Raw genomic sequence first — 23477 nt, forward strand, 5'->3', positions numbered from 1 at the left:
TCCATCCATCGTCCGTCAGGCCGAGCAGGCGGCGCAAAGACCGCGGATTTCGATGGTGGTCTTTTCCGCTTTGAACTTGCTGTCCTTCACCCAGCGCTCCAGCCGGTGATCGATCTCGTGATCGTGGAATTCCGTGACCTGCCCGCAGGACTCGCAGATGGCGAAGGCGACGGTGCCATGGTGACTGGAGCAGCACTCCGCCTGGGTATGGGTGCAGGCGACGAAGGCGTTAAGGCTCTCCAGCCGGTGCACAAGGCCATATTCCACCAGTTTTTCCAGCGCCCGATAGACCTGCAGCGGCGCGCGGAAACCATCATCGCGCAACTTGTCGAGGATCATATAGGCGCTGAGCGGCTGATGCGCGTTTGAAAGGGCGTTCATGACCAGCGACTGGTTCTTGGTGAGGTTCTGCTGGGTCTGCGCATTCATGACTTGCCTCCTTCATCCGCGGAGCGGGACAAACCCGGCGCCGGCAACAGGCTTATAACGAAGAGGATCACCGCGGCAACCACGATGGATGGACCGGACGGTGTATCATAGGTGAGCGATCCGAAGAGGCCGCCAACAACGGCAACCGCACCGATCAGCGAAGCCACCACCGCCATTACCTCCGGTGTAGCGGAGAAACGTCTGGCGGTCGCAGCCGGTATGATGAGCAGCGATGTGATGAGCATGATACCGACCACCTTCATCGCGATGGCGATCACCAGCGCCATCAGCAACGTGAAGATCAATTTCGCCCGTTCCGGTTTCAGCCCCTCGGCTTCCGCCAGCTCCGTATTGACGGTGGAGGCAAGCAGCGATCGCCACAGGAACACCATGGAGACGATGACAACCAGTCCGCCGCCCCAGATCAGTGCAATATCGCTGCGGGTGACGGCGAGAATGTCGCCGAACAGGAACGAGACGAGATCGATGCGGACCCAGCTCATGAAGGCAACGATGACAAGGCCGATCGCCAATGCGGAGTGGGACAGGATGCCCAGCAGCGCATCGGCGGAAAGCGCCTGCCGCCGTTGCAGGAAAATCAAGAGGAGCGACACGGCCGACGCGACCAGAAACACGCTGACAATGAGGTTCAGCCGCAGCAGAAGAGACAGGGCAACACCCAAAAGCGCCGAATGGGCCATGGTATCGCCAAAATAGGCCATGCGCCGCCAGACGACAAAGCAGCCAAGCGGACCGGCTGTCAATGCAACCCCAATGCCGGCGACCATGGCGCGGACGAAGAAATCGTCAAACATGGCGTTCTCCCTGCCGCTGGTTCAGGTTGGCGTCGTCGTCATGTTCATGGCCGCAGCCGCATTCTCCATGATCATCGTGGCGGTGGCCGTGGTCATGATGGTCATGCCCGTGGTCATGATGAAGATCATGTCCGTGATGGTGACCATCCTCGGGGTGGCAATGGTCCGTCACCGTACCATCCGCATGTTGCACCCGGCCGTCCGGCAAATGGGTGTGATCATGATGGTGACTGTAGACCGCCAGCCCCTTCGCCGCCGCGCCGCCGAACAGGCGCATATATTCCGGACTCTGGCTCACCGCCTGCGGTGTGCCGCGGCAGCAGACATGGCCGTTGAGGCATATCACCGTATCGGTTTCCGCCATCACTACATGCAGATCATGCGAGATTAACAGAATTCCGCAATTATTTGAATTCCTGATATTTTTTATCAGATCATAAAGCGCGATCTCGCCGGAGAAGTCCACCCCCTGCACGGGTTCGTCAAGAACCAGAAGGTCTGGCTTGCGGGCAATGGCGCGGGCAAGAAGCGCGCGTTGGAACTCGCCACCGGACAGATGCTGCACCTCGGCATTGGCAAGATGCGCGATACCGGTCGCATTCAGCGCGGCGTCGATTTCGCGGGCGGCGAGCGGTCCTGTCAGTGTCATCAGTCGGCGCACCGAAAGCGGCATTGTCCAGTCGACCGAAAGCTTCTGCGGCACATAACCCACTTTCAGACCAGCCTTGCGGGTAACCACCCCCTCGGTTGGTTTGACGACACCAATCGCCATTTTCGCGCTCGTGGACTTGCCTGATCCGTTCGGCCCGATCAGTGTGACGATCTCGCCCTTGCTGACGGAAAATTCCACGCCGCGCACCAGCCAGCGGCCGTTGCGCTGGACGCCGGCATTGGCGAGGGAGACCAGTATCTCGTTACCCGGATGGGCGGAATGAAGCATGGGATTGTCCGTTTGGCGATGTTGCTTACCGCTATCGCATACGTTATAGAGTTACGCAATAAATGTAATAACATAACTAACGTTCTTCAAGTGGAGTGCATTTCATGAAATCGATCCTGATCCCGCTCGCGGCGTCCATGGCAATCGCGGTCGCCGCTTCGGGCGCCACCGCTGCACCCGAGGTCGTGGTGTCGATCAAGCCCGTCCACTCCCTCGTTGCGGCCATCATGCAAGGTGTCGGGGAACCGCAGCTCATCGTCGATGGCGCGGCCTCGCCGCATACCTATAATCTCCGTCCGTCGAATGCACGCAAGCTCGAAACGGCGGATGTGGTTTTCTGGGTGGGTCCCGGACTGGAAGCATTTCTGGAGAAGCCGCTGGAAGCGCTGGCCGCCAAGGCGACTGTTGTGGAACTGGAAGATGCCAAGGGGCTGGAAAAGCTGCCCTTCCGTGAAGGGGGGCCCTTTGAAGCGCATGATCATGGCGAAGAAGGCCATGAGGCGAATGACGGTCATGCCGAAAAGCCGGACGCGCACGAGCATGGTCACGAGCATGACGGAGGCGGTCACGCCGGTCACGACGGTGAGAGCCACGATGACCATGAGCATGGCACCTATGACACACATCTCTGGCTTGACCCCGCCAATGCCAAGGCCATGGCCCAGGCAATCGAAACCGCGCTGATCGCGGCTGATCCCGGCAATGCCGCGATCTATCAGTCCAACACAAAGAAGCTGATCGATGATCTCGATACACTTGACGCCGAACTGGCCAAAACGGTTCAGCCGGTGAAGGACAAGCCGTTCATTGTCTTCCACGACGCCTACCAATATTTCGAACATCGCTATGGCGTGAAGACGGCGGGGTCGATCACCGTCAGCCCCGAAACCCTGCCGGGCGCGGATCGCGTCAAACAGATGCAAGAAAAGGTTCGCCAGCTCGGCGCGACCTGCGTTTTTGCCGAACCGCAATTCGAGCCTAAGCTGGTCTCGGTCATCACCGAAGGCACGGCAGCGAAATCGGCTACGCTTGATCCGGAAGCGGCAACGCTGGAGCCAGGCCCGGAGCTTTACTTCAAGCTGATGCGCGGTATCGCCGGGTCGCTGGAGAATTGTTTGTCCTGATGGGCACTTATCAAGCCCGGCATGGCCAATGCGCCATGCCGGCTCGGTCTTGCGTGTGCCTTAAGGCTTCGGCGCCATGGAGGACCAGACCGGGCGGCTGATACTCTGCAGAGTTTCCGCGGGCGCGCCGTTGATGCGGGCCAAAAGGGCTTTCGCAAGCTCCCTGCCCGCCAGTTTGATATCTTCATTGACGGTATGGATCTGCGGCTTGATCCAGTTCAGGAATTCGGCGGACTGTTTCGAGACGATGTCGATGTCCTTTCCGATTTTCACGCCCGCGGCCTCGAACCCGGCCACCAGCGCTATGGTGCTGCTGCCACTGATCGAAACGATGCCATCGGGACGATCGTCGGACTGCATGAGCCTCTGACCGAAATCGCGGATTTTTTCCAGCGGCGTTTCGATTGTAACGGTGTCCAACGGAAATTCGGTAAGGCCGAAATCCCTGATTGCCCGATTAAACCCCTTGCGAGCGTGGTCGTGAAACGAAAAACGTGACGGCGGCACGATGACGGCGATCTTCCTGCGTCCGCATTGAGCCAATCGCTCGACCGCTTCGTAGGCATAGGCCTCATTGTCAAAATCATGAAAGGCATGGTCGATGCCCATGTCCGAACGTCCATGGGTGACGAAGGGCATCTTGCGCTCCGTCATAAAACGGACTCGCGGGTCGTTGGGTTCGATCTTAGAAATGATGACGCCATCCGCCGATCCCGTTTCGAGAATGTAGCGGATCGGCACCATGGAATCCTTGGCGTGGATATGGGGCGTTACGACCAGATGATATTGGGTCGAGGACAGAACCTCGGTGATGCCGAACACCATCTGGCTGGTAAAACCCATCAGCTCTTCATCGACGCTGAGAACGAGGGCAATCACATTGGTCTTGCCGGTGCGAAGGCGCACGCCGGCGCGGTTTGGCTGATAGCCGATCTGGCGGGCAATCAGCCGCACGCGCTCCTTGGTCTCCGCGCCGATATCAGGCGCATCCTTGAGCGCGCGCGAAACGGTGGTGATGCCGAGGCCCGTCATGTAAGCGATGGTCTTCAGGGTCGGGCGCTCGCCCGTCGTCACGGGCGCTTCGCTCCCGCCGGATTTACCAGTATCGTTCATGTCATTTCGCCATGCTTGACCGAACGGTGATCATAGATAGCTTTTACGTCGTTGCAAAGGCAAAGGTCCTCAACCGGGATCCGCTTTCCGCGCGGGAGCCCCTGTTTGGGCTATAACGATGTAGCTCGAAAAAATGTCCGGTTCTTACTGCGCTTTTCTCTCGCCCGCCCGTGATGGCTGCGTAGCCAATATATGATTTAATCATAAACATTTAAAAATAATAATAACTTATTGATATAAAATAGAAAAATAAAATAACATTTAGAACGATCCATCCGGCCGCAGTTGATGCGTCGTTCCAGAAATTTTTCCTGACATATGTTGTACCTGAAAGACATGACGGAATGGAGGTTTTACGGTAACGTTGCCGAAGGGAGGGTATCATGAGACCGAGCAAGCGGGCGTTTAGCCACTTGCGGCGTCCATCCTCCCCAGATTCTGACACAAGCCTGCATCACAATGCCGGCTTCCTTATTTGAATTCATAAATGCAGGGTCCCGTCATGATTTCTTCCTCCACGCCCGAAACCGTCATCGATCTGGCAGGGCTCTGGCGCCTGACATCAGTGGACAGAGATCATACGACCGAGCTTACCGTCCCTGGGGATATCCATACGGCACTCAAAGATGCGGGCATCATTCCAGAACCCTACCACGGAGCCAATGAAAAGGCTGTGCAATGGGTGGCCCAACAGGACTGGGTTCTTGAGCGAACGTTCATCCTCGATGAGGCGGACGCAAGCTGGTATCTCGACATCGACTATCTCGACACCGTCGCGATTGTCTTCGTGAACGACGTTCCGGTGCTCAGCGCGGACAATTGCTTTCGTCGCTACCGCCCTGACATTTCCCGTGCAGTGCGCCCCGGTGAAAACACCATTCGCATCCATTTTCACTCCAATATAACCGCCGGGGCGGAGCGGCAGGCGCGCCAGCCGTTTTATATACCCTATCACCCGGGGAATTCGCCCATCGCCAATGGCAATATGCTGCGCAAGCCGCAATGCCATTTCGGCTGGGACTGGAACATCGCGATCGCGCCACTCGGGCTTTACGGCAAAATCCTGCTGAAACGGCTCGATACGGCCCGGATCGAGCATGTCGTTACCTCACAGCGCCATATCGACGGCGGCGTCGAGCTGCATGTCGCCGTCACCCTCTTTGTCGAGGGACCGGCAAGCCTGCCGGTTTATCTGTCTCTCAACGATGAAAGGCTGAGGCTCGATTGCGGCGTCGGCGCAGGCGAAACCGTGGTGCGTCACGTCTTCTTCGTGGAAAATCCGGAGCTCTGGTGGCCGGCCGGCAGTGGCGAGCAGACGCTCTACACGCTGATGGTTGAGCTGCCCGATGAGACTGTGACCCGGCAGATCGGCTTCAGGACCATCGAGCTTCTGACCGATAAGGATGAGGCTGGCAGCCGCTTCGCGTTCCGCATCAACGGCCGGGAAATCTTCTGCCGCGGTGCCAACTGGATTCCCGCAGATGCGCTCTATTCGCTCACCAGCCGGGAAAAGACCGAAGACCTCCTCTGCTCCGCGGTCGAGGCTAACATGAACATGATCCGGGTCTGGGGCGGCGGATTTTATGAGGAAGACTGGTTCTACGATCTCTGCGACCATCTTGGCCTGCTGGTGTGGCAGGACTTCATGTTCGCCTGCAATCTTTATCCCTGCAGCGAGGACTTTCTCGATAATGTCGAACACGAGGTTGATTATCAGGTGAAACGCCTCTCCTCGCATCCTTCCATCGCGCTCTGGTGCGGCGATAACGAGCTGGTGGGTGCACTGACCTGGTTCGATGAGTCCCGCAACAATCGCGACCGATACCTTGTGGCTTATGACCGACTGAACCGCACCATTGAAAAGGCCCTGAAAAAGGCCGCTCCCGAAGCCCTGTGGTGGCCATCAAGCCCCGCCTCCGGTTATCTCGATTATGGCGATGCCTGGCACGCGGATGGTTCCGGCGACATGCATTACTGGTCCGTGTGGCACGAGAACAAGTCATTCGACAATTACCGTTCGGTGAAGCCGCGTTTCTGCTCGGAATTCGGTTTCCAGTCCTACACCTCCATGCCGGTCATCCGCACCTATGCGGAAGACAAGGACATGAACATCGCCTCCCCCGTCATCGAACTGCACCAGAAAAATGCCGGCGGCAACGAGCGGATCGCCGGTACGATGTTCCGCTACTTCCGCTTCCCAAAGGACTTCGAGAATTTCGTTTATCTGAGCCAGGTCCAGCAGGCATTGGCTATCCGCACGGCCGTCGATTACTGGCGCTCGCTGAAGCCGCATTGCATGGGAACGCTATACTGGCAGCTGAACGACACCTGGCCGGTCGCCTCGTGGTCAAGCCTCGATTATGGCGGCGGCTGGAAGGCGCTGCATTATGCCGCCCGCCGCTTCTTCCAGCCAGTAACGGTTTCGGCTATCCCTGCGGAGGATGGACGCCGAATAAACTTCTCCATGGTGAACGACACGGCGGAAGACGTCGAGATCGACATGAATATCGTTGCCCTGACCATGGACGGCAACCGAGTGCCGTTGAAATCCGCCAACGGCACCTGCACGACCGACAAGGCCGCTACGCTGACCGACATCGACATGAGCAGCCTGCCTGACGGCACCATCCTTGCCTGGAGCTTCATCGCCTCGAACGGCATGACCGGGGAAGGCCACCATGTGCGCGACACCTATAAAGCGCTGGAACTTCTGCCCGCCGGTCTGAGATTCACCGCCAGCTCACTGAAAAACGGGCAGTTCGAAATAGATGTCACCGCAAGCGGGCTTGCGCTCTTCGTCATGCTGGAGGCAGATCAGCCTGGGCGTTATTCCGACAACCTTTTCGATCTCGCCGCCGGCGAAACGCGGCGTATCATCTTCACCCCGAAAGCGGGCGGCGGACAGCCGCACTTCCGTGTCTTCGATCTTCATGGCTGCCAGTCCCCGCATTGAAACGACGCGGAGAAAGGCATAACCATCCTGTTCGGGAAGACAGGCGTCGCGGCCTGCCCTCATCAGTTCAAATGGTTGCCGGGTTCTTCGGCAGCCGATCATCAGCAAGTGGAGGAAGACCCATGGTTTGGCAACCGGCCGAAAACCGTTACACGTCCATGAAATACAATTATTGCGGCAAAACCGGACTGAAACTGCCGGCGATCTCGCTGGGACTCTGGCATAATTTCGGCAACGATACGCCGCATCAGACGAAACAGGCCATCTGCCATCGTGCCTTCGATCTCGGCATTACCCATTTCGACCTCGCCAACAATTATGGCCCGCCGCCCGGCAGCGCCGAGACCGCCTTCGGCGAAATCCTGAGGACGGATTTCCGGGGTTATCGTGACGAGATGATCATCTCCTCCAAGGCGGGTTACAACATGTGGCCAGGCCCTTACGGCGAATGGGGCAGCCGCAAATATCTTATCGCCTCCTGCGACCAGAGCCTGAAACGCATGGGGCTGGATTACGTCGATATCTTCTATTCTCACCGTTTCGATCCCAACACGCCGCTTGAGGAAACCTGTGGTGCGCTCGATCAGATCGTGCGTTCGGGCAAGGCGCTTTATGTCGGCATCTCTTCCTACAATTCGAAGCGCACCCGCGAGGCAGCTGCCATCCTGAAGGACCTCGGCACGCCCTGCATCATCCACCAGCCGAGCTATTCGATGATCAACCGCTGGATTGAAGAAGATGGTCTCGTTGATACATTGGAGGAACTAGGCATTGGCTCCATCGTCTTCTCGCCGCTGGCGCAGGGCATGCTGACGACGAAATATCTCGGCGGCGTGCCCGATGGCAGCCGCGCATCGCAGAGCAAGTCGCTGAACCCGGCTTTCCTCAACGAACGTAATGTCGAGAACATCCGTGCGCTGAACGGCATCGCCGAACGCCGCGGCCAGACACTGGCGCAGATGGCCATCGCCTGGGTGCTGCGCGGCGGTCGCATCACCTCGGCGCTGATCGGCGCCAGCCGCGTCGAGCAGGTTGAAGACTGTGTGAAAGCGCTGGACAAACCGGATTTCACGACCGAAGAACTCGCTGAAATCGACCGCTACGCCAAGGACGCTGATATCAACCTCTGGGCAAAATCTGCCGAACGCGTCTGACCGAGGAGAGACCGCCCGGTTATTCCGGGCGGTCCCACCGCGTCAAGAAACTTCAAAACAAAAGATTAACTCCTGCCTCTAAGCCTTAACAACCATTACATAATTGTAATTTTAAATTCAGTTTCCGTTCATTCGTTTATTCGTAAGTTCTCCTCATTGAAACATAAGAGGAAACTTCCATGAAAAAGTTCGTCACCATTCTTCTGGCCGCAACCGTTCTCGCGGCCCCGATGGCTCAGGCGCAGGGCCGTCACGATGATCGCCACCGCGGCGTCACCGTCGAGCGTCATGTCACGAAAAAGGTCATCGTCAAGAAGCACCGTTGGGATCGTGGTCAGCGCCTCTCGCCAGCAGAGCGTCGTCATTTCGTCGATCGTCGCGATTATCGCCGTTACCGCCTGGCCGAACCGCGCCGCGACCAGCGCTGGGTGCGCGTTGACAACCAGTTCCTGCTCATCAATGCCGTCAGCGGCCTGATCGTCGGCCTTGCCGCCGCTCGCTAATTCCAAGCACCGGTGAAATGAAAAAGGCCCGCTTGCGCGGGCCTTTATCTTTATCCAATGGCGGATCAGAAAATATCGGCGCCGCTGCCCCACGGGCCATGCGGCTTGTCCACGCCGTCGGTGCGTTCGAAACCATGCGCGCCGAAGAAGTCGCGCTGCGCCTGGATGAGGTTGGCGCTGCCGCGGCCGCGACGATAGGCGTCGAAATAGCCGAGGGCGGAAGCCAGCGCCGAAACCGGCAGGCCCGACAGGGCAGCGTAAGAAACGACGCGGCGCAGCGGCGCATCGGTTTCCTTGACGATGGCGGAGAAAGCCGGCGTCACGATGAGGTTGGCCACATGCGGATCCTTGGTAAAGGCCGAGGTGATCTCATCGAGGAACTCCGAGCGGATGATGCAGCCGGCGCGCCAGATGCGGGCAATCGTCGGCATCGGCAGGTTCCAGTTGAACTCCTTCGAAGCGGCCGACATGATGGCGAAGCCCTGCGCATAGGCACCAACCTTGGCGGCCAGAAGCGCGCTTTCCAGATCGGCGATGAAGGCCTTCCTGTCGGCCGGTGCGGCTGCAAGGGCCGGAAGGCCGAAGATTTTCTCGGCAGCTTCGCGCTCATCCTTCTGCGATGAGAGAATACGGGCAGCCACGGCCGCTTCGATGGCGGTTGCGGCGACGCCCATGTTCTGCGCCTCGATGACGGACCACTTGCCCGTGCCCTTCTGGCCGGCCTTGTCGAGGATCAGATCGACCATCGGTTTGCCGGTGATCGGATCGGCGGCACGCAGAACCTTTTCGGTGATTTCGATCAGGTAGGAATTAAGACGGCCCTTGTTCCATTCACCGAACACATCGGCGATTTCGGCAGCGCTCATCTTCAGACCGTCACGCAGGATGCCGTAGATTTCCGCGATCATCTGCATGTCGGCATATTCGATACCGTTATGGATGGTCTTGACGAAGTGGCCAGCACCATCATTGCCGAGCCATGCCACGCACGGATCGTCATTATATTTGGCGGAGATGGAGGTGAGCACTTTCTCGACGCGCTTCCAGCTGTCCTCGGTGCCGCCAACCATGATGGACGGTCCATGACGCGCGCCCTCTTCGCCACCCGAAACGCCCATGCCGATAAAGGTGAGGCCGCTGTCCTTCAGATTGTCGAAACGGCGGATCGTGTCGCGGAAATTCGCATTGCCGGCGTCGATCATGATGTCGCCGTTCGAAAGATGCGGCTTCAGGATTTCCATCTGCTGGTCGACCGGATCGCCAGCCTTGATCATGATGATGATCGGGCGCGGAGGACGAATGGCGGCAACGAATTCCTCGATGGTTTCGCAAGGGATCAATTGTCCCTGCAACTCACCGGCTTCAGCGTAGAATTTTCTCGTCGCTTCAGGGGTTCGGTTGAATACGGCGATCTTGTTGCCCTTTTCGGCGATGTTGAGCGCCAGGTTAGAGCCCATGACGCCGAGACCGATCAAACCGATTTCTGCCTGTTCCACGGATGTGCCTCCATCTTGCTTTTTGGTGGTCGTGTTGTGGCACTGTAATCACCAAACGGCAAGGCTGGGCGTGACTGAAACGATTAAATTTTGATGACGCAAATCAGCTTTGCATATTTGCGGCAGGTCATGGCCCATTCGAAATCGAGGATCGCGGCCGGTTATCACCATCGTCCAGCGCCCGCCAGGCGGCCCCATCCATGTCCTCATACTGGCCCGAACGCACGGACCAGAGGAAGGCAAAAAGTCCGAGTGCGCCTAATAGCAGCGCAACGGGAATGAGATAGATCAGCATGTTCATGCCAGTTGCGCCCCCTCGCCCGCAAACCCGGTCTCTGGTTCATTCCGACGACCGGCGGATTCAACCGATCCGGCGAGGCGCAATGCGTTGGCGACGACGATCAGCGACGATGTCGACATGGCGATGGCCGCGATCATCGGCGTCGCATAACCGGCAATCGCGATCGGCACGGCAATGATATTATAGCCGATGGCAAGCGCGAAGTTCTGCCGGATGAGCTTTCCGGCCTGCTGCGATGTCTCGATCGCGAAAGGCACGGCATCGAGGTCCTCCTGCATGAAAACAAAATCGGCGGCCTGCCGGCCGATATCGGCCGCGGTGGCGGGCGCCATCGAAACATGTGCGGCGGCGAGCGCCGGCGCATCGTTGATACCGTCTCCCACCATCAGGACTTTGTGCCCTTCCCCGGCAAGCGAGGCGCAACGCGCCGCCTTGTCCTTCGGCGACAGGTCCGCGCTCCAGTTGGCGATCCCCAGCCGGTCGGCCATGGCGCTGACAGCTGCTGCCCGGTCACCCGAAACGATTTCCTGAGCCAAACCCCGCACCGACAGGCTGCGCAATGCCGCAGCCGCACCTGCGCGCGGATTGTCATCGAAACCGAAGCTCGCCAGAAGGCGGCCATCGAGTGACAACACCACCTCCGACCGCGCATTGCCGTTGTCGGCACCCTCATCATCCGGGCACGCGAAACGGCGGTTACCGAGCCGATAGGTTCCCACACCAGTCTTCGCCTCGACGCCCGAACCCGGGATTTCATGCACCGTCTCATACGCCGGCAAAGGGCCGCTGTAGGCGGCATGCAGAGCTTTTGAGAGGGGGTGGCGGGAATGGGCAGCAAGTCCTGCCGCAATTGCCATGGTGGCGGGCTTTACCTCGCCCGTCTCGACCAGTCGCGGCCTGCCGATGGTCAATGTGCCGGTCTTGTCGAACAGTACGGTATCGATCTCCGCCAGTCGCTCCATGGCCGACCCTTCCTTGACCATGATCCCGTGCCGGAAAAGCCTTCCCGCGGCCACCACCTGCACGACGGGAACGGCAAGGCCGAGCGCGCAGGGGCAGGTGATGATGAGAACCGCGATGGCGATCAGCATCGCCTGCTTCCAGTCGCCACCGAAGAAACCCCATCCGAGAAACGACACAAGCGCCAGAAGATGGACGACGGGCGAATAATAGCTTGCGGCCCGGTCGGCAATACGGCGGTAACGCGCTCGCCCACCTTCGGCCGCCTCCATCAGACTGATGACCTCCGACAGGAATGAATCCCTGGCCGAGGCGGTCACCCGGGCCACCAGCGAACCGGTAAGGTTCAGCGTACCCGCCTGCAGGCTGTCACCCACCGCAACACGCCGTGGCGCGCTTTCACCATTGACGATCGACATGTCGAGATCGCTGCTGCCACTCTCGACCACCGCGTCGACCGCCACACGGTCTCCTGCCGCTATCGCAATCGACATTCCCGGCTCGATATCGGCAAGCGGGCGGTATTCGCGTGTTCCGTTCTCACCGAGGACGGTCGCGCCCCATGGCGAGAGCCGGGCGAGCCCGGCAATCGCCGAACGAGCCTTGTCCCGCATGATATGATCGAGCGTGCGGCCGATCAGCAAGAAGAACAGCAGCGACACCGTCGCATCGAACCAGGCATGTTCACCGTGGTGGATCGTCTCCCACAGCGAAACGGCATAGGACAGCGTGATGGCCAGTGCGATCGGCACGTCCATGTTGGTGCGGCCGTGTTTCAGCGCGCTCCAGGCCGACTGATAAAAGAAACGCCCACCGTAGATCAGCGCCGGGGCGGCGATCATCGCCGAAATCCAGTGAAACATGTCGCGCGTCGCCGCATCCGCGCCTGACCAGACGGAAACGGACAAAAGCATGATATTGGCCGAGGCAAAGCCGCATAGCGCAACCGCCCTGATCAGCTGCGAACGCAACGCGTCGGAAGCGTCCTGACCACTGGCGAAAAGATGCGTGCGGTATCCCGTCGCCAGAATGGCGCGGGCAAGGTCGGCGGGATCGGTCCTGACACCCTCGACCTCTTCTCTCCAGACAATCGCAACACGCTTGGACGAAAGGTTCAACCGCGCCCGCTCCACCTGCGGCAAGCGGCCGAGCGCGCGCTCCACGGTGGTGATGCAGGCGCCGCAATAAACATCCGGCACGCTGAGATCGGTCTGGCGGAGACCCTGCCCCAGATCACGGCTTGCCAGCATCAGCTCCTCTGACGACGGTGGATTGACCGGATCGGCAAGCTGCAGCGATCCTTCTGTCCCCGGTGCACAACAGCTCATTGGCGCCCCCTGACAACGGCGATCCGCGTGCCCTCGTGCACGATGATCCGGCCGTTCTTGACGGCTGTAATTTCTACGATCCACTGACCCGGCAGCATGTCATGCGGGCCGGTAAAGACCCCTTTGGCAACCGGGGTCAGCTCCATGTCGAAATTCTGGCGTTCCCCAACGGGCCGGCGAAAATGCGCGATCAACTGATCGGTATCGACCGGGCCGGTATCGGGATGAAAGACCTCGTAGCGGACCGTCCTTTCGTCCACCGCAAGTTTACCCTTTATGCCGGTCGCCGCTCTCGCCTTGGCTGCTTCCGCCTTCGCGTTGAACTGCTGGCTGGCCACATAGGTATTCGGCACGACAAGCCCGCTCCAGCTGTTGACCGCGTTCCAGGCCATCACCATGTTGACGGTGATGACGGTGCCGAAAAACAGCAGCATGACGCCCAGCATATGCCAGCCGGTAAAAGTGAAACCGGACGTGTGACGATTGTTCACGGTCATTTTGTCGCTCCCGGAGCGTTGAAAACAGCGTCATAGTGGGCCGTCTCATGGCCGCCCGTATCGCTGACGATAAACTCGAAATTTTCCGCGGCCCGAGCGACGCGCCCGCCCGGCCGGGTGACGAAGACCTTCAGCGTCGTCGCTTCATCCGGCTCCACCGTCACCTCAAAGGCACGCGCGGCCGCATCGGGCATACCGTTTATCTTCATCACGGCATCAGGAAGGCCATTGATGGTCAGGCTCATCGTGCGCGGCTGCGGCACCATGTTGAGGATGCGCACGGTGTAGCCGTTGCGGATGGATCCGTTCGATTCCAGCACGTATTGCGGATTACGGTCGTGCAGAACATTGAGCGCCAGCCGCTCGCGCGTTACCAGCGCAAACAGCATGCCGATGCCGACAGCCGCCCAGATGGCAGTATAAAGCAGCGTGCGCGGACGGAAGATGATGCGCCAGTTGAAGTGGCGCACGCGCTTGCTGAACTTGCCGCCTTCCTCACGCACGTTGGCTGGGCGGATTGCGTGCTGACCGTTGCCGGTCGCGAGCGCCATGTTGGATTGATACTCGGCAAGCGTGGCATAGGCGATCAGGCCACGCGGCTTGCCGATCTTGTCCATCACCCCGTCGCAGGCATCGATGCAGAGCGCGCAGGTGATGCATTCCAGCTGCTGCCCGTCCCTGATGTCGATGCCCATGGGACAGACCGCCACGCAAGCGTTGCAATCGACGCAATCGCCGACGCTCTCCCCCGCCGCGGCGGCCTTTTTGGCGTGCCGTGAGCGTGGCTCGCCGCGCCAGTCGTTATAGGTGACGACAAGCGAATTCTCATCCAGCATCGCCGCCTGAATGCGTGGCCAAGGGCACATGTAGGTGCAGACCTGTTCCCGCATCAACCCGCCAAAGACATAGGTCGTGGCGGTGAGGATGGCGACGGTCGAATAGGCAATCATGGGCGCCTGGCCGGTGACGAATTCCCGCGCCAGCGTCGGCGCATCGGCGAAGTAGAAAATCCAGGCGCCGCCGGTCAGGGCGCCAATCACCAGCCAGATCGCGTGCTTCAACACTCGCTTGCGGAATTTGCCGACTGTAAGGGGCGCGGCGTCCAGCTTCATGCGCGCATTTCGGTCACCCTCGATCGCCCGTTCGACGACGAGAAACAGGTCCACCCACACTGTCTGGGGACAGGTATAACCGCACCATGCACGTCCCACGGCGGAGGTGACGAGAAACAGCCCCAACCCCGCCATGACCAGCAATCCCGCGACGAAGAAAAATTCCTGCGGCCAGATTTCGATGAAAAAGAAATAAAAGCGTCGATTGGCGATATCGATCAATACCGCCTGATCGGGCGCATAGGGGCCACGGTCCCAACGCAGGAACGGCGTGAGATAATAAATGCCGAGCGTGACGAGCATGACAAGCCATTTGAACCGCCGGAACCGACCTTCCGCGCGCTTGGGAAAAATCTTCCTGCGTGCTTCGTAAAGCGGTTTGCGCGTTTTTGCGGAATTGACGGCCTCCGCGTCCAGCCTTTCAACGGGCTGCTGCTGGCGTTCCTGTCCGGCGCGATAGATGTTCATGATAGGAGTCCGGTTTTTATCTCCTTGCTTTCTCCCATCTCTGCGGTGAAACATCCTTGACTTGCATCAAGTGACGACAAACTGGCGCAGCAAGCGGAGCGTGCCGCAAGAGGAGGATGAAATGTCTGTCATGCAGTCGAGAATCATTCATCTGTCTATCGAGAAGCCGTGGAGTCACGTCTATGACTTCGTTTCCGATCCGAACAACATGGCTCGCTGGGCTGCCGGACTGGCAGGTGGCCTCAGGCCGGATGGCGAAGACTGGATCGCCGAAGGCGGACCACTCGGCGAGGTCAGGGTGAATTTTGCGCCAGCAAACGAATTCGGGGTCGTGGATCACGTCGTCACCTTGCCCGATGGCCTGAAGGTCTATAACGCGCTCAGGGTGACCCCGAACGGCGGTGGCGCCGAGGTCAGTTTCACGCTGCTTCGTCTTGAGGGGATGACGGACGAGGATTTCAACGGGGATGCGAGGGCTGTCACAGCCGATCTCGAAGCCTTGAAGGCGCTGCTCGAAGAGACGTGATGGAGTAAATGATGACGGAAAATGGAAACGACCGGCGAATCGACTATGTCGAATTCAACGTGAGCGATATTGAGCGCAGCAAAGCCTTTTACGGCGGCGCTTTCGGCTGGTCTTTCAAGGATTACGGTCCGCAATATTGCGAATTTTCCGACGGCCGCCTGACCGGCGGTTTTACCACCACGGCGCCGGTCTCCGCGAAGGGTGGACCGCTGGTTATTCTCTATGCAGCTGATATCGACGATGCCCAGCGGCAGGTGGTGGCGGCGGGTGGCGAGATAACCGTCGCAATCTTCGCCTTTCCCGGCGGACGCCGGTTCCATTTTACCGATCCCGATGGATATGAACTGGCGGTCTGGTCTGCGGCGTAAGACGTTTCGGCAAACGTCAACTCTCGGCTTTGCGCGGAAGAATGACTTTAAATAAGGGGCGGCCGGGAGCGCTCAGCGTTCCCAGTCCTCCCGCTCGCGTGTGGTCGTCTTCCCGAGCTTGCGTTCCAGCTCTGCGGCCTGCGCTTCGGAAAGGCGAACATCGAGGGCAACCGAACCATCCTCGTGATCTTCCCGCCCGTCGACGATGGAATTGCTGTAAACCCAGGAAATCAGCGGCAATTGTTCAACGGACAGGACAACGGTCGTCTCCGTCAGGACACCGGAGAGGCGTTTCGAAATCTCGTCCATCAGGGCATCGACGCCCTCGCCGGTGATCGCAGAGACAGCACGAATATTGGCGCTGCCTTCGGCTCTTTGCATGATGGCGTCGTGGGCTTCCGGATCGAGGCGGTCAACCTTGTTCCAGACCTCGATGATACGGTGCTCGGCTTCCTTTTCGTCAATGCCGAGATCGCCGAGAATACGCAGCACATCCGCCGACTGCGCGGCATTGTCCGGATCGGACATATCGCGGACATGCAGGATGAGATCGGCTTCCAGCACTTCTTCCAGCGTCGCACGGAAAGCCGCGACCAGATGTGTCGGCAGATCCGAAATGAAACCGACCGTATCGGACAGGATCACCGTGCGGCCGTGCGGCAGTTTCATGCGCCGCAATGTCGGATCGAGTGTGGCGAACAGCATGTCCTCGGCCAGAACGCCCGCACCGGTAATGCGGTTGAACAGCGTCGACTTGCCGGCATTTGTATACCCGACCAGCGCCACGATCGGATGCGGCACCTTGCGGCGCTTGGCGCGATGAAGCTGGCGGGTTCGCACCACCTGCTCCAGTTCCCGCTCGAGCTTGACGATGCGTTCCTGAAGCAGGCGCCGGTCAGCCTCGATCTGCGTTTCACCGGGGCCGCCCATGAAGCCCGCGCCACCGCGCTGGCGTTCAAGGTGGGTCCAGCTTCGAACGAGGCGACCCTTCTGATAGTTCAGATGCGCAAGATCGACCTGCAGCGTACCCTCCTTGGTAGAGGCTCGGCGCCCGAAGATCTCCAGGATCAGGCCCGTTCGGTCGATAACCTTGGCATTCCAATGCTTTTCGAGATTGCGCTGCTGTACCGGCGTCAGCGGATGGTCGACAATGACGAGGCCGGAATTGGTTTCATCCAGAAGATGACCGATTTCCTCGATCTTGCCGGTGCCGAACAATGTCGCCGGGCGTGGCTGGTTGACCGCGACGATTAGCCCCTGGGTCACCTCGAGATCGATGGCGAGCGCCAGCCCCTTCGCTTCCTCAAGCTTCGCCTCGACCGAGCGGCCAGCAGCGGCGGGCGTAGCAGCCGTGTCGCGGGTGTCGCGCTGCTTCAGGACCGGCACAAGAACCACGGCGCGCATGTCGTCGCGGTGTTTTTCCTGCTCGGGAATGATCGATTCGTTCGAGGTGTCGCGGGTCGAAATGGCAGTCCTCATCGGGAAAGACGGTTGGAATTCGTCCGCGCCGGCGCGGACGTCAATAGGAAGCAACCGCCCAGCGGCAAATAAGTTCCCGGTGCGGTTGGTTCCATTAAGACGAGAAGGTCACGACGCCTCGCGTGCAGCGCCTTCTTCGTTTTCGAACATCTGCATCGGCTGACCCGGCATGATGGTCGAAATAGCGTGCTTGTAGACAAGCTGTGCGTGATCGTCGCGACGCAGAAGCTCGCAGAAATTGTCGAAAGCCGTGACCACGCCCGTGAGCTTGACACCGTTGATCAGGAAGATCGTCAGCGCAATGTTCTTCTTGCGAACCGTGCTGAGGAACAGGTCCTGAAGGTTCTGCGAGCGGTCCGGACCTTCTTCGATTTCGAGTTCCAGCGGCTGTCCGGGCATGATGGTCGAGATCGCATGCTTGTAAACCAGCTGCGAATGACCGTCCCGGCGCAGCAGAACGCAGAAATTATCGAAGGACGTTATCACGCCCGTGAGCTTCACACCGTTGATCAGGAAGATCGTCAGTGAAATCTTTTTCTTGCGTACGGTGTTGAGGAAAAGATCTTGAAGGTTTTGAGAACGTTCCGCCATGGCGCCGCTTCTTTCTTTTTTGCCGGCAGGGATACCGGAAAATAATCAATCAATAATAAGCCGGCCAAATCTCGTCCCCCGTTTCGCCGACCTCAAACTCTGGTATCAAATCGTGTCTTGTTCGGCAACGGCGAAAACAGCCGAATGGGTACGAGTATTGACCCGTTTTCTGCCGTCGAAACAGTCAGAAATATTGTATCGAAACGCGGAAAAGCTGTTCCACGTCCCGCACCGCGTCGGCGGAGGCGAACAGTACGACACGGTCTTTCGCCTTGATCTTGGTGCTCCCGTCCGGCCGGATGACCACGCCATCGCGATATATCGCGCCGATACGGACGCCTTCGGGCATTTCAACGTCACGAAAGGACTGACCGACGAGCGGTGACGTTTCCAGCGCCTCCGCCTCGATCACCTCTGCCGAACCGCGCTGCACGGCATAGACGGAGCGAATACGACCCTTGCGCACATGCTGGAGAACGCGGGAGATGGTGACCGCCCTCGGATTGATATAGGCGTCAAGTCCGAGCGAGTCGGCAACCTCGTGAAAGGAGGAACTGTTCAAAAGCGCGAGGTTCGACTTGCAGCCGAGTTGCTTGGCCATGACCGCAGCCAGGATATTGGTCTGGTCGTTATTGGTCAGGGTGACGATCAGGTCCGCGTCCTGAATGTCGGCCTGCATGAGAATTTTCTGGTCCAGCGCTGAACCATGCATGACGATGGTGTGGCTGAGCTGTTCCGATGCGGCAACTGCCCTGTCGCGATCCGCTTCGATAATTTTCACCCGCGTCTTTGGCTGCAACTCCTCGATCTTGCTGGCAACGAAGTGGCCGATATTGCCCGCGCCCGCAATAACGATGCGCTGCGCCTCCTGCTCTTCGTGACCGAACAGGCTGAGCGTGCGGCGGGCGTGTTGCCGCTGGCAGATGACGTAGGCAAGGTCGCCGACCCGCAATTGTTCGGAAGAATGCGCCACCTTGAGGAAACCATCCCGGTAGACACCCGCAACCGTCGCGATGAGGTCTGGAAAGAGGCTGGAGAGTTGCTGCAACGGCGTGTTGATGACCGGGCAATCCTCCATACATTCGATGGCCAGCATGTAGACCGTGTCGTCCGCGAAACGCACCACGTCGGTCGCGCCCGGAAAGGCGATGCGCCGCAGCACCATCTTGCCGACTTCAACTTCCGGCGAGATCGTCACGTCGATGGACATGTTTTCGCGGCTGAAGAGATCGGCATATTCAGGCTTAAGATAGCTCTGGTCGCGGATGCGGGCGATCTTGGTCGGCACGCTGAACAAGGCATGCGCAACCTCGCAGGCGACGATGTTGATTTCGTCATGCAGCGTCACGGCGATGATCATGTCCGCCTGGTCCGCTCCGGCCTTGGCCAGCATGTCCGGATGCGCGCCATGGCCGACGTAACCGCGGACATCAAGCGTCTCTGTGATGGCGGTTATCAAGGACGCGGCAGTATCGATGACGGATACTTCGTTGTCCTCGCGCGACAATTGCTCGGCGATGCCGTAACCCACCTGCCCTGCGCCGCAAATGATGACTCTCATGCTGTCTCTCTGACGGATAATCGGTTACGGCGACCTGGCCCCGGCCCCCTTATACGCCGAGAGATTTCAGTTTGCGATGCAGTGCAGAGCGTTCCATGCCGACAAATTCCGCCGTTCGCGAAATATTGCCCCCGAACCGGTTGATCTGCGCCACCAGATAGTCTCGCTCGAACATTTCGCGAGCTTCGCGCAACGGCAGCGTCATGATGTGCTGATCGCCCTGGGCCGATATCTTCGGCAGCATGTCGCCGATATCGGACGGCAGCATGTCAGCAGAGATCGGGGCTTCACCGCCTTCGGGACGCGCCAGTATCATCAACCGCTCGATATTGTTGCGAAGCTGTCGGATGTTGCCCGGCCAGTCATGGGTCTGAAGAACGGCCATTGCGTCGTCGCCGATCTTGCGCGGGCGGATGCCAGCCTGTTCGGAAATCTGCCGCATGAACATGTCGACGAGGAAGGGAATATCCTCACGTCGCTCGGACAGCGCCGGTACCTTCACCGGCACGACGGCGAGCCGGTGGTAGAGATCCTCACGGAACTGGCCCTCGGCGATCAGGCTTTCGAGGTGATGAGCCGTCGACGAAATGATGCGCACATCCACCTTCACCCGCTTGCCGCCGCCCACACGCTCGAATTGCTGGTCGACAAGCACGCGGAGGATCTTGTTCTGGGTCTCGCGGGGCATCTCGCCCACTTCGTCGAGATAAAGAACGCCACGATGGGCTTCTTCCAGTGCGCCCACCTTCCGGGGCTGTCCAGGCAGGCCTTCGGTGCCGAAGAGTGCAATCTCCATGCGATCCGGCGTGATCGTCGCGGCGTTAAGGGCAACAAAGGGACCCGTCGCCCGAGACGACTTTTTGTGGATCATCCGCGCCACCAGTTCCTTGCCGGAACCTGACGGGCCGAGAATCATGATTCGGCTGTTGGTGGGCGCGACCCGGTCGATGGTCTGGCGCAGCTGCGATACCGCAAGTGACGCACCGACAAGTTCAACCGCATCCCCCGTGCGCTTCTTGAGCTCCTGAACCTCGCGCTTCAGCTTGGAGTTTTCCAGCGCGCGTTCGGCAATGAGAATAAGGCGGTCAGCCTTGAACGGCTTTTCGATGAAGTCGAAGGCGCCACGCTTGATGGCGTTGACGGCGGTTTCGATATTGCCGTGACCGGAAATCATGACGACCGGAATTTCGGGATGGCGGCTCTTGATCTCATCGAGCAGCGCCAGACCATCGAGCTTCGAACCCTGCATCCAGATGTCGAGGAAGATCAGGCGCGGCACGCGTTCCGAAATGGCGGCCAGCGCGCTGTCGCTGTCGAACGCCATACGCGTTTCGTGCCCCTCATCGGAGAGAATGCCCGCCACGATTTCGCGAATGTCCGCCTCGTCATCCACGACCAGAATATCAGACGCCATATGCTGCTTCCTTGTTATTTTCGCCGCCGACCGCCTCGATATAGGGCAGCAGCACTCTGATCATGGCGCCGTGGCCATGATCGAACTCCGGCGGGGCATCATGGAGTTCCAGATACCCGCCATGCTCTTCGATGATCTTCTTGACGATGGCGAGGCCAAGGCCTGTGCCCTTATCCCGCATCGTCATATAGGGTTCGAGAATGCGGTGGCGATTTTCCACCGGCAGACCGCGGCCATTGTCGATGATATCGGCCACAAAACGCGAGTTGGTCTCGTCGAAGGACGCGCGAACGAGGATCTTGCCCGGCCGCTTTTCGCCTTCCACCGCTTCGATGGCTTCCGTCGCATTCTTGATGAGGTTGCCAAAGGCCTGCCCCAGCATGCGGGCATCGAACATGCCCTCCAGCGGGGTGTCACCCAGCTCCGTCGTGAACTTGGTGTCCGCGGCGCTGATTTCCCGGAGAAACGCTGCGTCCTTCAGGATCGCCCGCAGGTCCGACTTTTCCTTCGTTGGCTTCGGCATACGCGCAAAAGCGGAGAATTCATCTACCATGCGGCCGATATCGCCGACCTGCCGGACGATGGTGTCCGTACACTGGTCGAAGACGGCGCGGTCGCTTTCGTCGATCTGCTTGCCGAAACGGCGCTTGATGCGCTCGGCGGAAAGCTGGATCGGCGTCAGCGGGTTCTTGATTTCGTGCGCGATACGCCGCGCGACATCCGACCACGCCGTCGAGCGTTGCGCGATGACGAGATCGGTGATGTCGTCGAGCGTGATGACGTAGCTGTCACGGCTGTCGCGGGCGTCTTCGCGCGTCACCTGCACATTCAGCGTTCGTTCCTTGCCACGCCGCATAATGTTGATCTGCTTGCGGAAGTTGCCGCGCGACCAGCTGTTGGCCTCGTTGACGACCTGTTCGATCTCAGGCGCGATCTCGGAGAGTTGTGCGCCAATGAGCTGTTCCGACGTTTGTGCGAGGAACTCTTCGCCCGACGGATTGACGATGGTTATCCTGCGGTTTTCGTCAACGCCGATAACCGCGGCGGTCACGCCTGACAGCACGGCCTCGATGAAACGGCGGCGATCATCGATGTCGTCCTTGGCCTCGATGATCTGCTCCTGCTGGCTGCGCAGTTCCGACACCATCTTGTTGAAGGTGCGGGACAGGCGCCCGACGTCGCCATCGACAGCGCGAACGGGAACGAGGACATGCATGTTGCCGGTGGCGACACTGTCTGCGGCGCTGATGAGAAGGCGGATCGGCCGCACGATACGGTCGGCCACCGCAATGGCCGTCCAGATTGCCGCGAGCAGCACGATCAACGCAAAACCGAGATAGAGAATTGCGAAGGCGATCTGCAGCGGGGCGCGGCCTGCCTCCATGGCCTTGTATTCGGCGCGGTTCTCTTCCATCAGCCGCATCGCGCCCATCACCTTGGGATCGACCGCACGCACCGTATAAAGGAATGTGCCGCTGATGCCTTCGAGCTTGATGATGGCGCCTACGAGGTTGGTAATACCGGGCGGGATCAGCGTCGGCTGGCCGGCGGCCGCCTTTTCGAGCGCGTCATGCGGTATCGCGGGAAGCGGCTTTTCCGTCTTGATGTCGGCCTGGGCGACGGCGTCGCCATCCTCCTGCACGAGAAACGCACCAAGAAGGCCGCGCCCCTTCGCCTGGCGGGTCATAAGATCAACGAATCCGGTGCGGTCGAGATAAAAGAGAGCGCGGTTGCGGTCGAGGTCGGTCGCCATCGACAGGGTCTGCCCCTGGAGGTAACCGGCATTCTCCATCATGTATGCCTGGGCGATATTACTTGATGAATCGACGATCGACTGGGTGCGCAGCGAAAACCAGCGATCGAGACCGACATTCAGCGTCAGGCTGGCGAAGATGGCGACGAGCACTGCGGGCGTGATCGCCACGATGGAGAAAAGGACGACAATGCGCACGTGCAGACGCGCCGCCGCCCTGCCCTTTTTGCGCGCTTTCAGCAGCCGGTTGATTTCGCGACCGATCAGGAAGATCAGGCCGATCACGAAGATCGAGTTGATGACGACGGAAGCGATGACCACGTTCGATGTCGGCGCGATTGGCGTGACGCCCAGCAGCACGAAAAGCGTGATGATGGCGCACACGAGGGCCACGCCGGCGAGCACCAGCCCCGGCAGAGCGAAAGACATCCTGCGATCGGCGACCACCATGCCCGCTGCTTCGTCGGCAACGGCGTTTTCGGCGGCGGGTTTCCGCATGCACTACTCCCAATCGCTGGCCAGCCAGCGCCACAGCCATGAAGTCAGGCGAGGTTCGCGCGTGTCCCGCGAATCTCTGTCCTTCCTAGTGTTT

Annotated in this window: 20 protein-coding genes and 1 pseudogene; 6 read left to right on the forward strand and 15 right to left on the reverse strand. The window is 59.5% G+C overall.

Annotated features, from left to right (window positions below):
- Positions 1-15: 15 nt before the first annotated feature.
- The 3 genes from zur to znuC are packed head-to-tail and all read right to left on the reverse strand — an operon-like array spanning position 16 to position 2184.
- A complete protein-coding gene (gene zur, locus WA845_RS19255; protein ID WP_004441705.1) occupies positions 16-429 on the reverse strand; it encodes a zinc uptake transcriptional repressor Zur in 414 nt (137 codons plus the stop codon).
- A complete protein-coding gene (gene znuB, locus WA845_RS19260) occupies positions 426-1244 on the reverse strand; it encodes a zinc ABC transporter permease subunit ZnuB (RefSeq protein WP_112554860.1) in 819 nt (272 codons plus the stop codon). Before znuB ends, zur begins: the two co-directional genes overlap by 4 nt.
- Entirely contained in the window at positions 1237-2184 is a 948-nt protein-coding gene (znuC, locus tag WA845_RS19265) for a zinc ABC transporter ATP-binding protein ZnuC (protein WP_072494364.1), read from the reverse strand. The genes znuB and znuC overlap by 8 nt, the downstream gene beginning before the upstream one ends.
- Positions 2185-2288: 104 nt before the next feature.
- On the opposite strand from znuC, the gene znuA reads away from it, so the two are divergent.
- Complete coding sequence (gene znuA / locus WA845_RS19270; protein ID WP_112554862.1) at positions 2289-3308, forward strand: zinc ABC transporter substrate-binding protein ZnuA; 1020 nt, start codon at positions 2289-2291, stop codon at positions 3306-3308.
- Positions 3309-3368: 60 nt separating this feature from the next.
- Here znuA and WA845_RS19275 read toward each other — a convergent pair whose 3' ends face one another.
- On the reverse strand, positions 3369-4421 hold the full coding sequence (locus tag WA845_RS19275; RefSeq protein WP_034495714.1) for a LacI family transcriptional regulator: 1053 nt from the start codon (positions 4419-4421) through the stop codon (positions 3369-3371).
- A gap of 487 nt (positions 4422-4908) precedes the next feature.
- Here WA845_RS19275 and WA845_RS19280 point away from each other — a divergent pair, with 487 nt between their 5' ends.
- The 3 genes from WA845_RS19280 to WA845_RS19290 all read left to right on the forward strand — a co-directional run bounded on the left by WA845_RS19280 (position 4909) and on the right by WA845_RS19290 (position 9031).
- On the forward strand, positions 4909-7374 hold the full coding sequence (locus WA845_RS19280; RefSeq protein WP_162719195.1) for a glycosyl hydrolase 2 galactose-binding domain-containing protein: 2466 nt from the start codon (positions 4909-4911) through the stop codon (positions 7372-7374).
- A 122-nt stretch (positions 7375-7496) separates the two neighbouring features.
- Complete coding sequence (mgrA, locus tag WA845_RS19285; protein WP_112554864.1) at positions 7497-8528, forward strand: L-glyceraldehyde 3-phosphate reductase; 1032 nt, start codon at positions 7497-7499, stop codon at positions 8526-8528.
- 179 nt (positions 8529-8707) lie between these two features.
- Positions 8708-9031, forward strand: coding sequence for an RcnB family protein (locus WA845_RS19290; protein WP_004441687.1), 324 nt, complete (start codon positions 8708-8710; stop codon positions 9029-9031).
- Between the two features lie 65 nt (positions 9032-9096).
- Here the strand turns inward: WA845_RS19290 and gndA are convergent, their stop codons facing one another.
- From gndA to ccoG, 5 genes are all read right to left on the reverse strand, one after another.
- Positions 9097-10527 (reverse strand): NADP-dependent phosphogluconate dehydrogenase, encoded by a 1431-nt coding sequence (gene gndA / locus WA845_RS19295; RefSeq protein WP_006697538.1) that lies wholly within the window; start codon positions 10525-10527, stop codon positions 9097-9099.
- 127 nt (positions 10528-10654) lie between these two features.
- Positions 10655-10828 carry a cbb3-type cytochrome oxidase assembly protein CcoS gene (gene ccoS / locus WA845_RS19300; protein WP_004441684.1) on the reverse strand — a complete coding sequence of 58 codons (174 nt, stop codon included), beginning with the start codon at positions 10826-10828 and terminating at the stop codon, positions 10655-10657.
- Positions 10825-13116 (reverse strand): copper-translocating P-type ATPase, encoded by a 2292-nt coding sequence (locus tag WA845_RS19305; RefSeq protein WP_112554866.1) that lies wholly within the window; start codon positions 13114-13116, stop codon positions 10825-10827. The genes ccoS and WA845_RS19305 overlap by 4 nt, the downstream gene beginning before the upstream one ends.
- Positions 13113-13613 (reverse strand): FixH family protein, encoded by a 501-nt coding sequence (locus tag WA845_RS19310; protein ID WP_112554868.1) that lies wholly within the window; start codon positions 13611-13613, stop codon positions 13113-13115. Before WA845_RS19310 ends, WA845_RS19305 begins: the two co-directional genes overlap by 4 nt.
- Complete coding sequence (gene ccoG, locus WA845_RS19315) at positions 13610-15193, reverse strand: cytochrome c oxidase accessory protein CcoG (protein WP_112554870.1); 1584 nt, start codon at positions 15191-15193, stop codon at positions 13610-13612. The genes WA845_RS19310 and ccoG overlap by 4 nt, the downstream gene beginning before the upstream one ends.
- A 121-nt stretch (positions 15194-15314) precedes the next feature.
- Here ccoG and WA845_RS19320 point away from each other — a divergent pair, with 121 nt between their 5' ends.
- Positions 15315-15719 (forward strand): SRPBCC family protein, encoded by a 405-nt coding sequence (locus WA845_RS19320; protein ID WP_112554872.1) that lies wholly within the window; start codon positions 15315-15317, stop codon positions 15717-15719.
- Between the two features lie 11 nt (positions 15720-15730).
- On the forward strand, positions 15731-16087 hold the full coding sequence (locus WA845_RS19325; RefSeq protein ID WP_112555114.1) for a VOC family protein: 357 nt from the start codon (positions 15731-15733) through the stop codon (positions 16085-16087).
- Positions 16088-16159: 72 nt separating this feature from the next.
- Here WA845_RS19325 and hflX read toward each other — a convergent pair whose 3' ends face one another.
- From hflX to WA845_RS19355, 6 genes and pseudogenes are all read right to left on the reverse strand, one after another.
- The gene (gene hflX / locus WA845_RS19330) at positions 16160-17566 is read right to left on the reverse strand and encodes a GTPase HflX (protein ID WP_173614611.1); all 1407 of its coding nucleotides are present in this window, start codon (positions 17564-17566) and stop codon (positions 16160-16162) included.
- A 108-nt stretch (positions 17567-17674) separates the two neighbouring features.
- A complete protein-coding gene (gene hfq / locus WA845_RS19335) occupies positions 17675-17965 on the reverse strand; it encodes an RNA chaperone Hfq (protein WP_197483846.1) in 291 nt (96 codons plus the stop codon).
- Positions 17942-18157: pseudogene (gene hfq / locus WA845_RS19340) on the reverse strand (RNA chaperone Hfq); the annotation flags it as partial. The pseudogene hfq (WA845_RS19340) and the gene hfq (WA845_RS19335), both read right to left, overlap by 24 nt.
- A 184-nt stretch (positions 18158-18341) precedes the next feature.
- Positions 18342-19718: a Trk system potassium transporter TrkA gene (gene trkA, locus WA845_RS19345; protein ID WP_112554874.1), complete on the reverse strand. Its 1377-nt coding sequence runs from the start codon at positions 19716-19718 to the stop codon at positions 18342-18344.
- Between the two features lie 49 nt (positions 19719-19767).
- A complete protein-coding gene (ntrX, locus tag WA845_RS19350) occupies positions 19768-21132 on the reverse strand; it encodes a nitrogen assimilation response regulator NtrX (RefSeq protein WP_004441661.1) in 1365 nt (454 codons plus the stop codon).
- Positions 21122-23383, reverse strand: coding sequence for a sensor histidine kinase NtrY-like (locus WA845_RS19355; protein WP_035208859.1), 2262 nt, complete (start codon positions 23381-23383; stop codon positions 21122-21124). The genes ntrX and WA845_RS19355 overlap by 11 nt, the downstream gene beginning before the upstream one ends.
- Between the last annotated feature and the right edge of the window lie 94 nt (positions 23384-23477).

Origin of the sequence: Agrobacterium sp. CMT1, from assembly GCF_037203725.1 — a bacterium.
In the GTDB taxonomy this organism is placed as follows: domain Bacteria; phylum Pseudomonadota; class Alphaproteobacteria; order Rhizobiales; family Rhizobiaceae; genus Agrobacterium; species Agrobacterium pusense.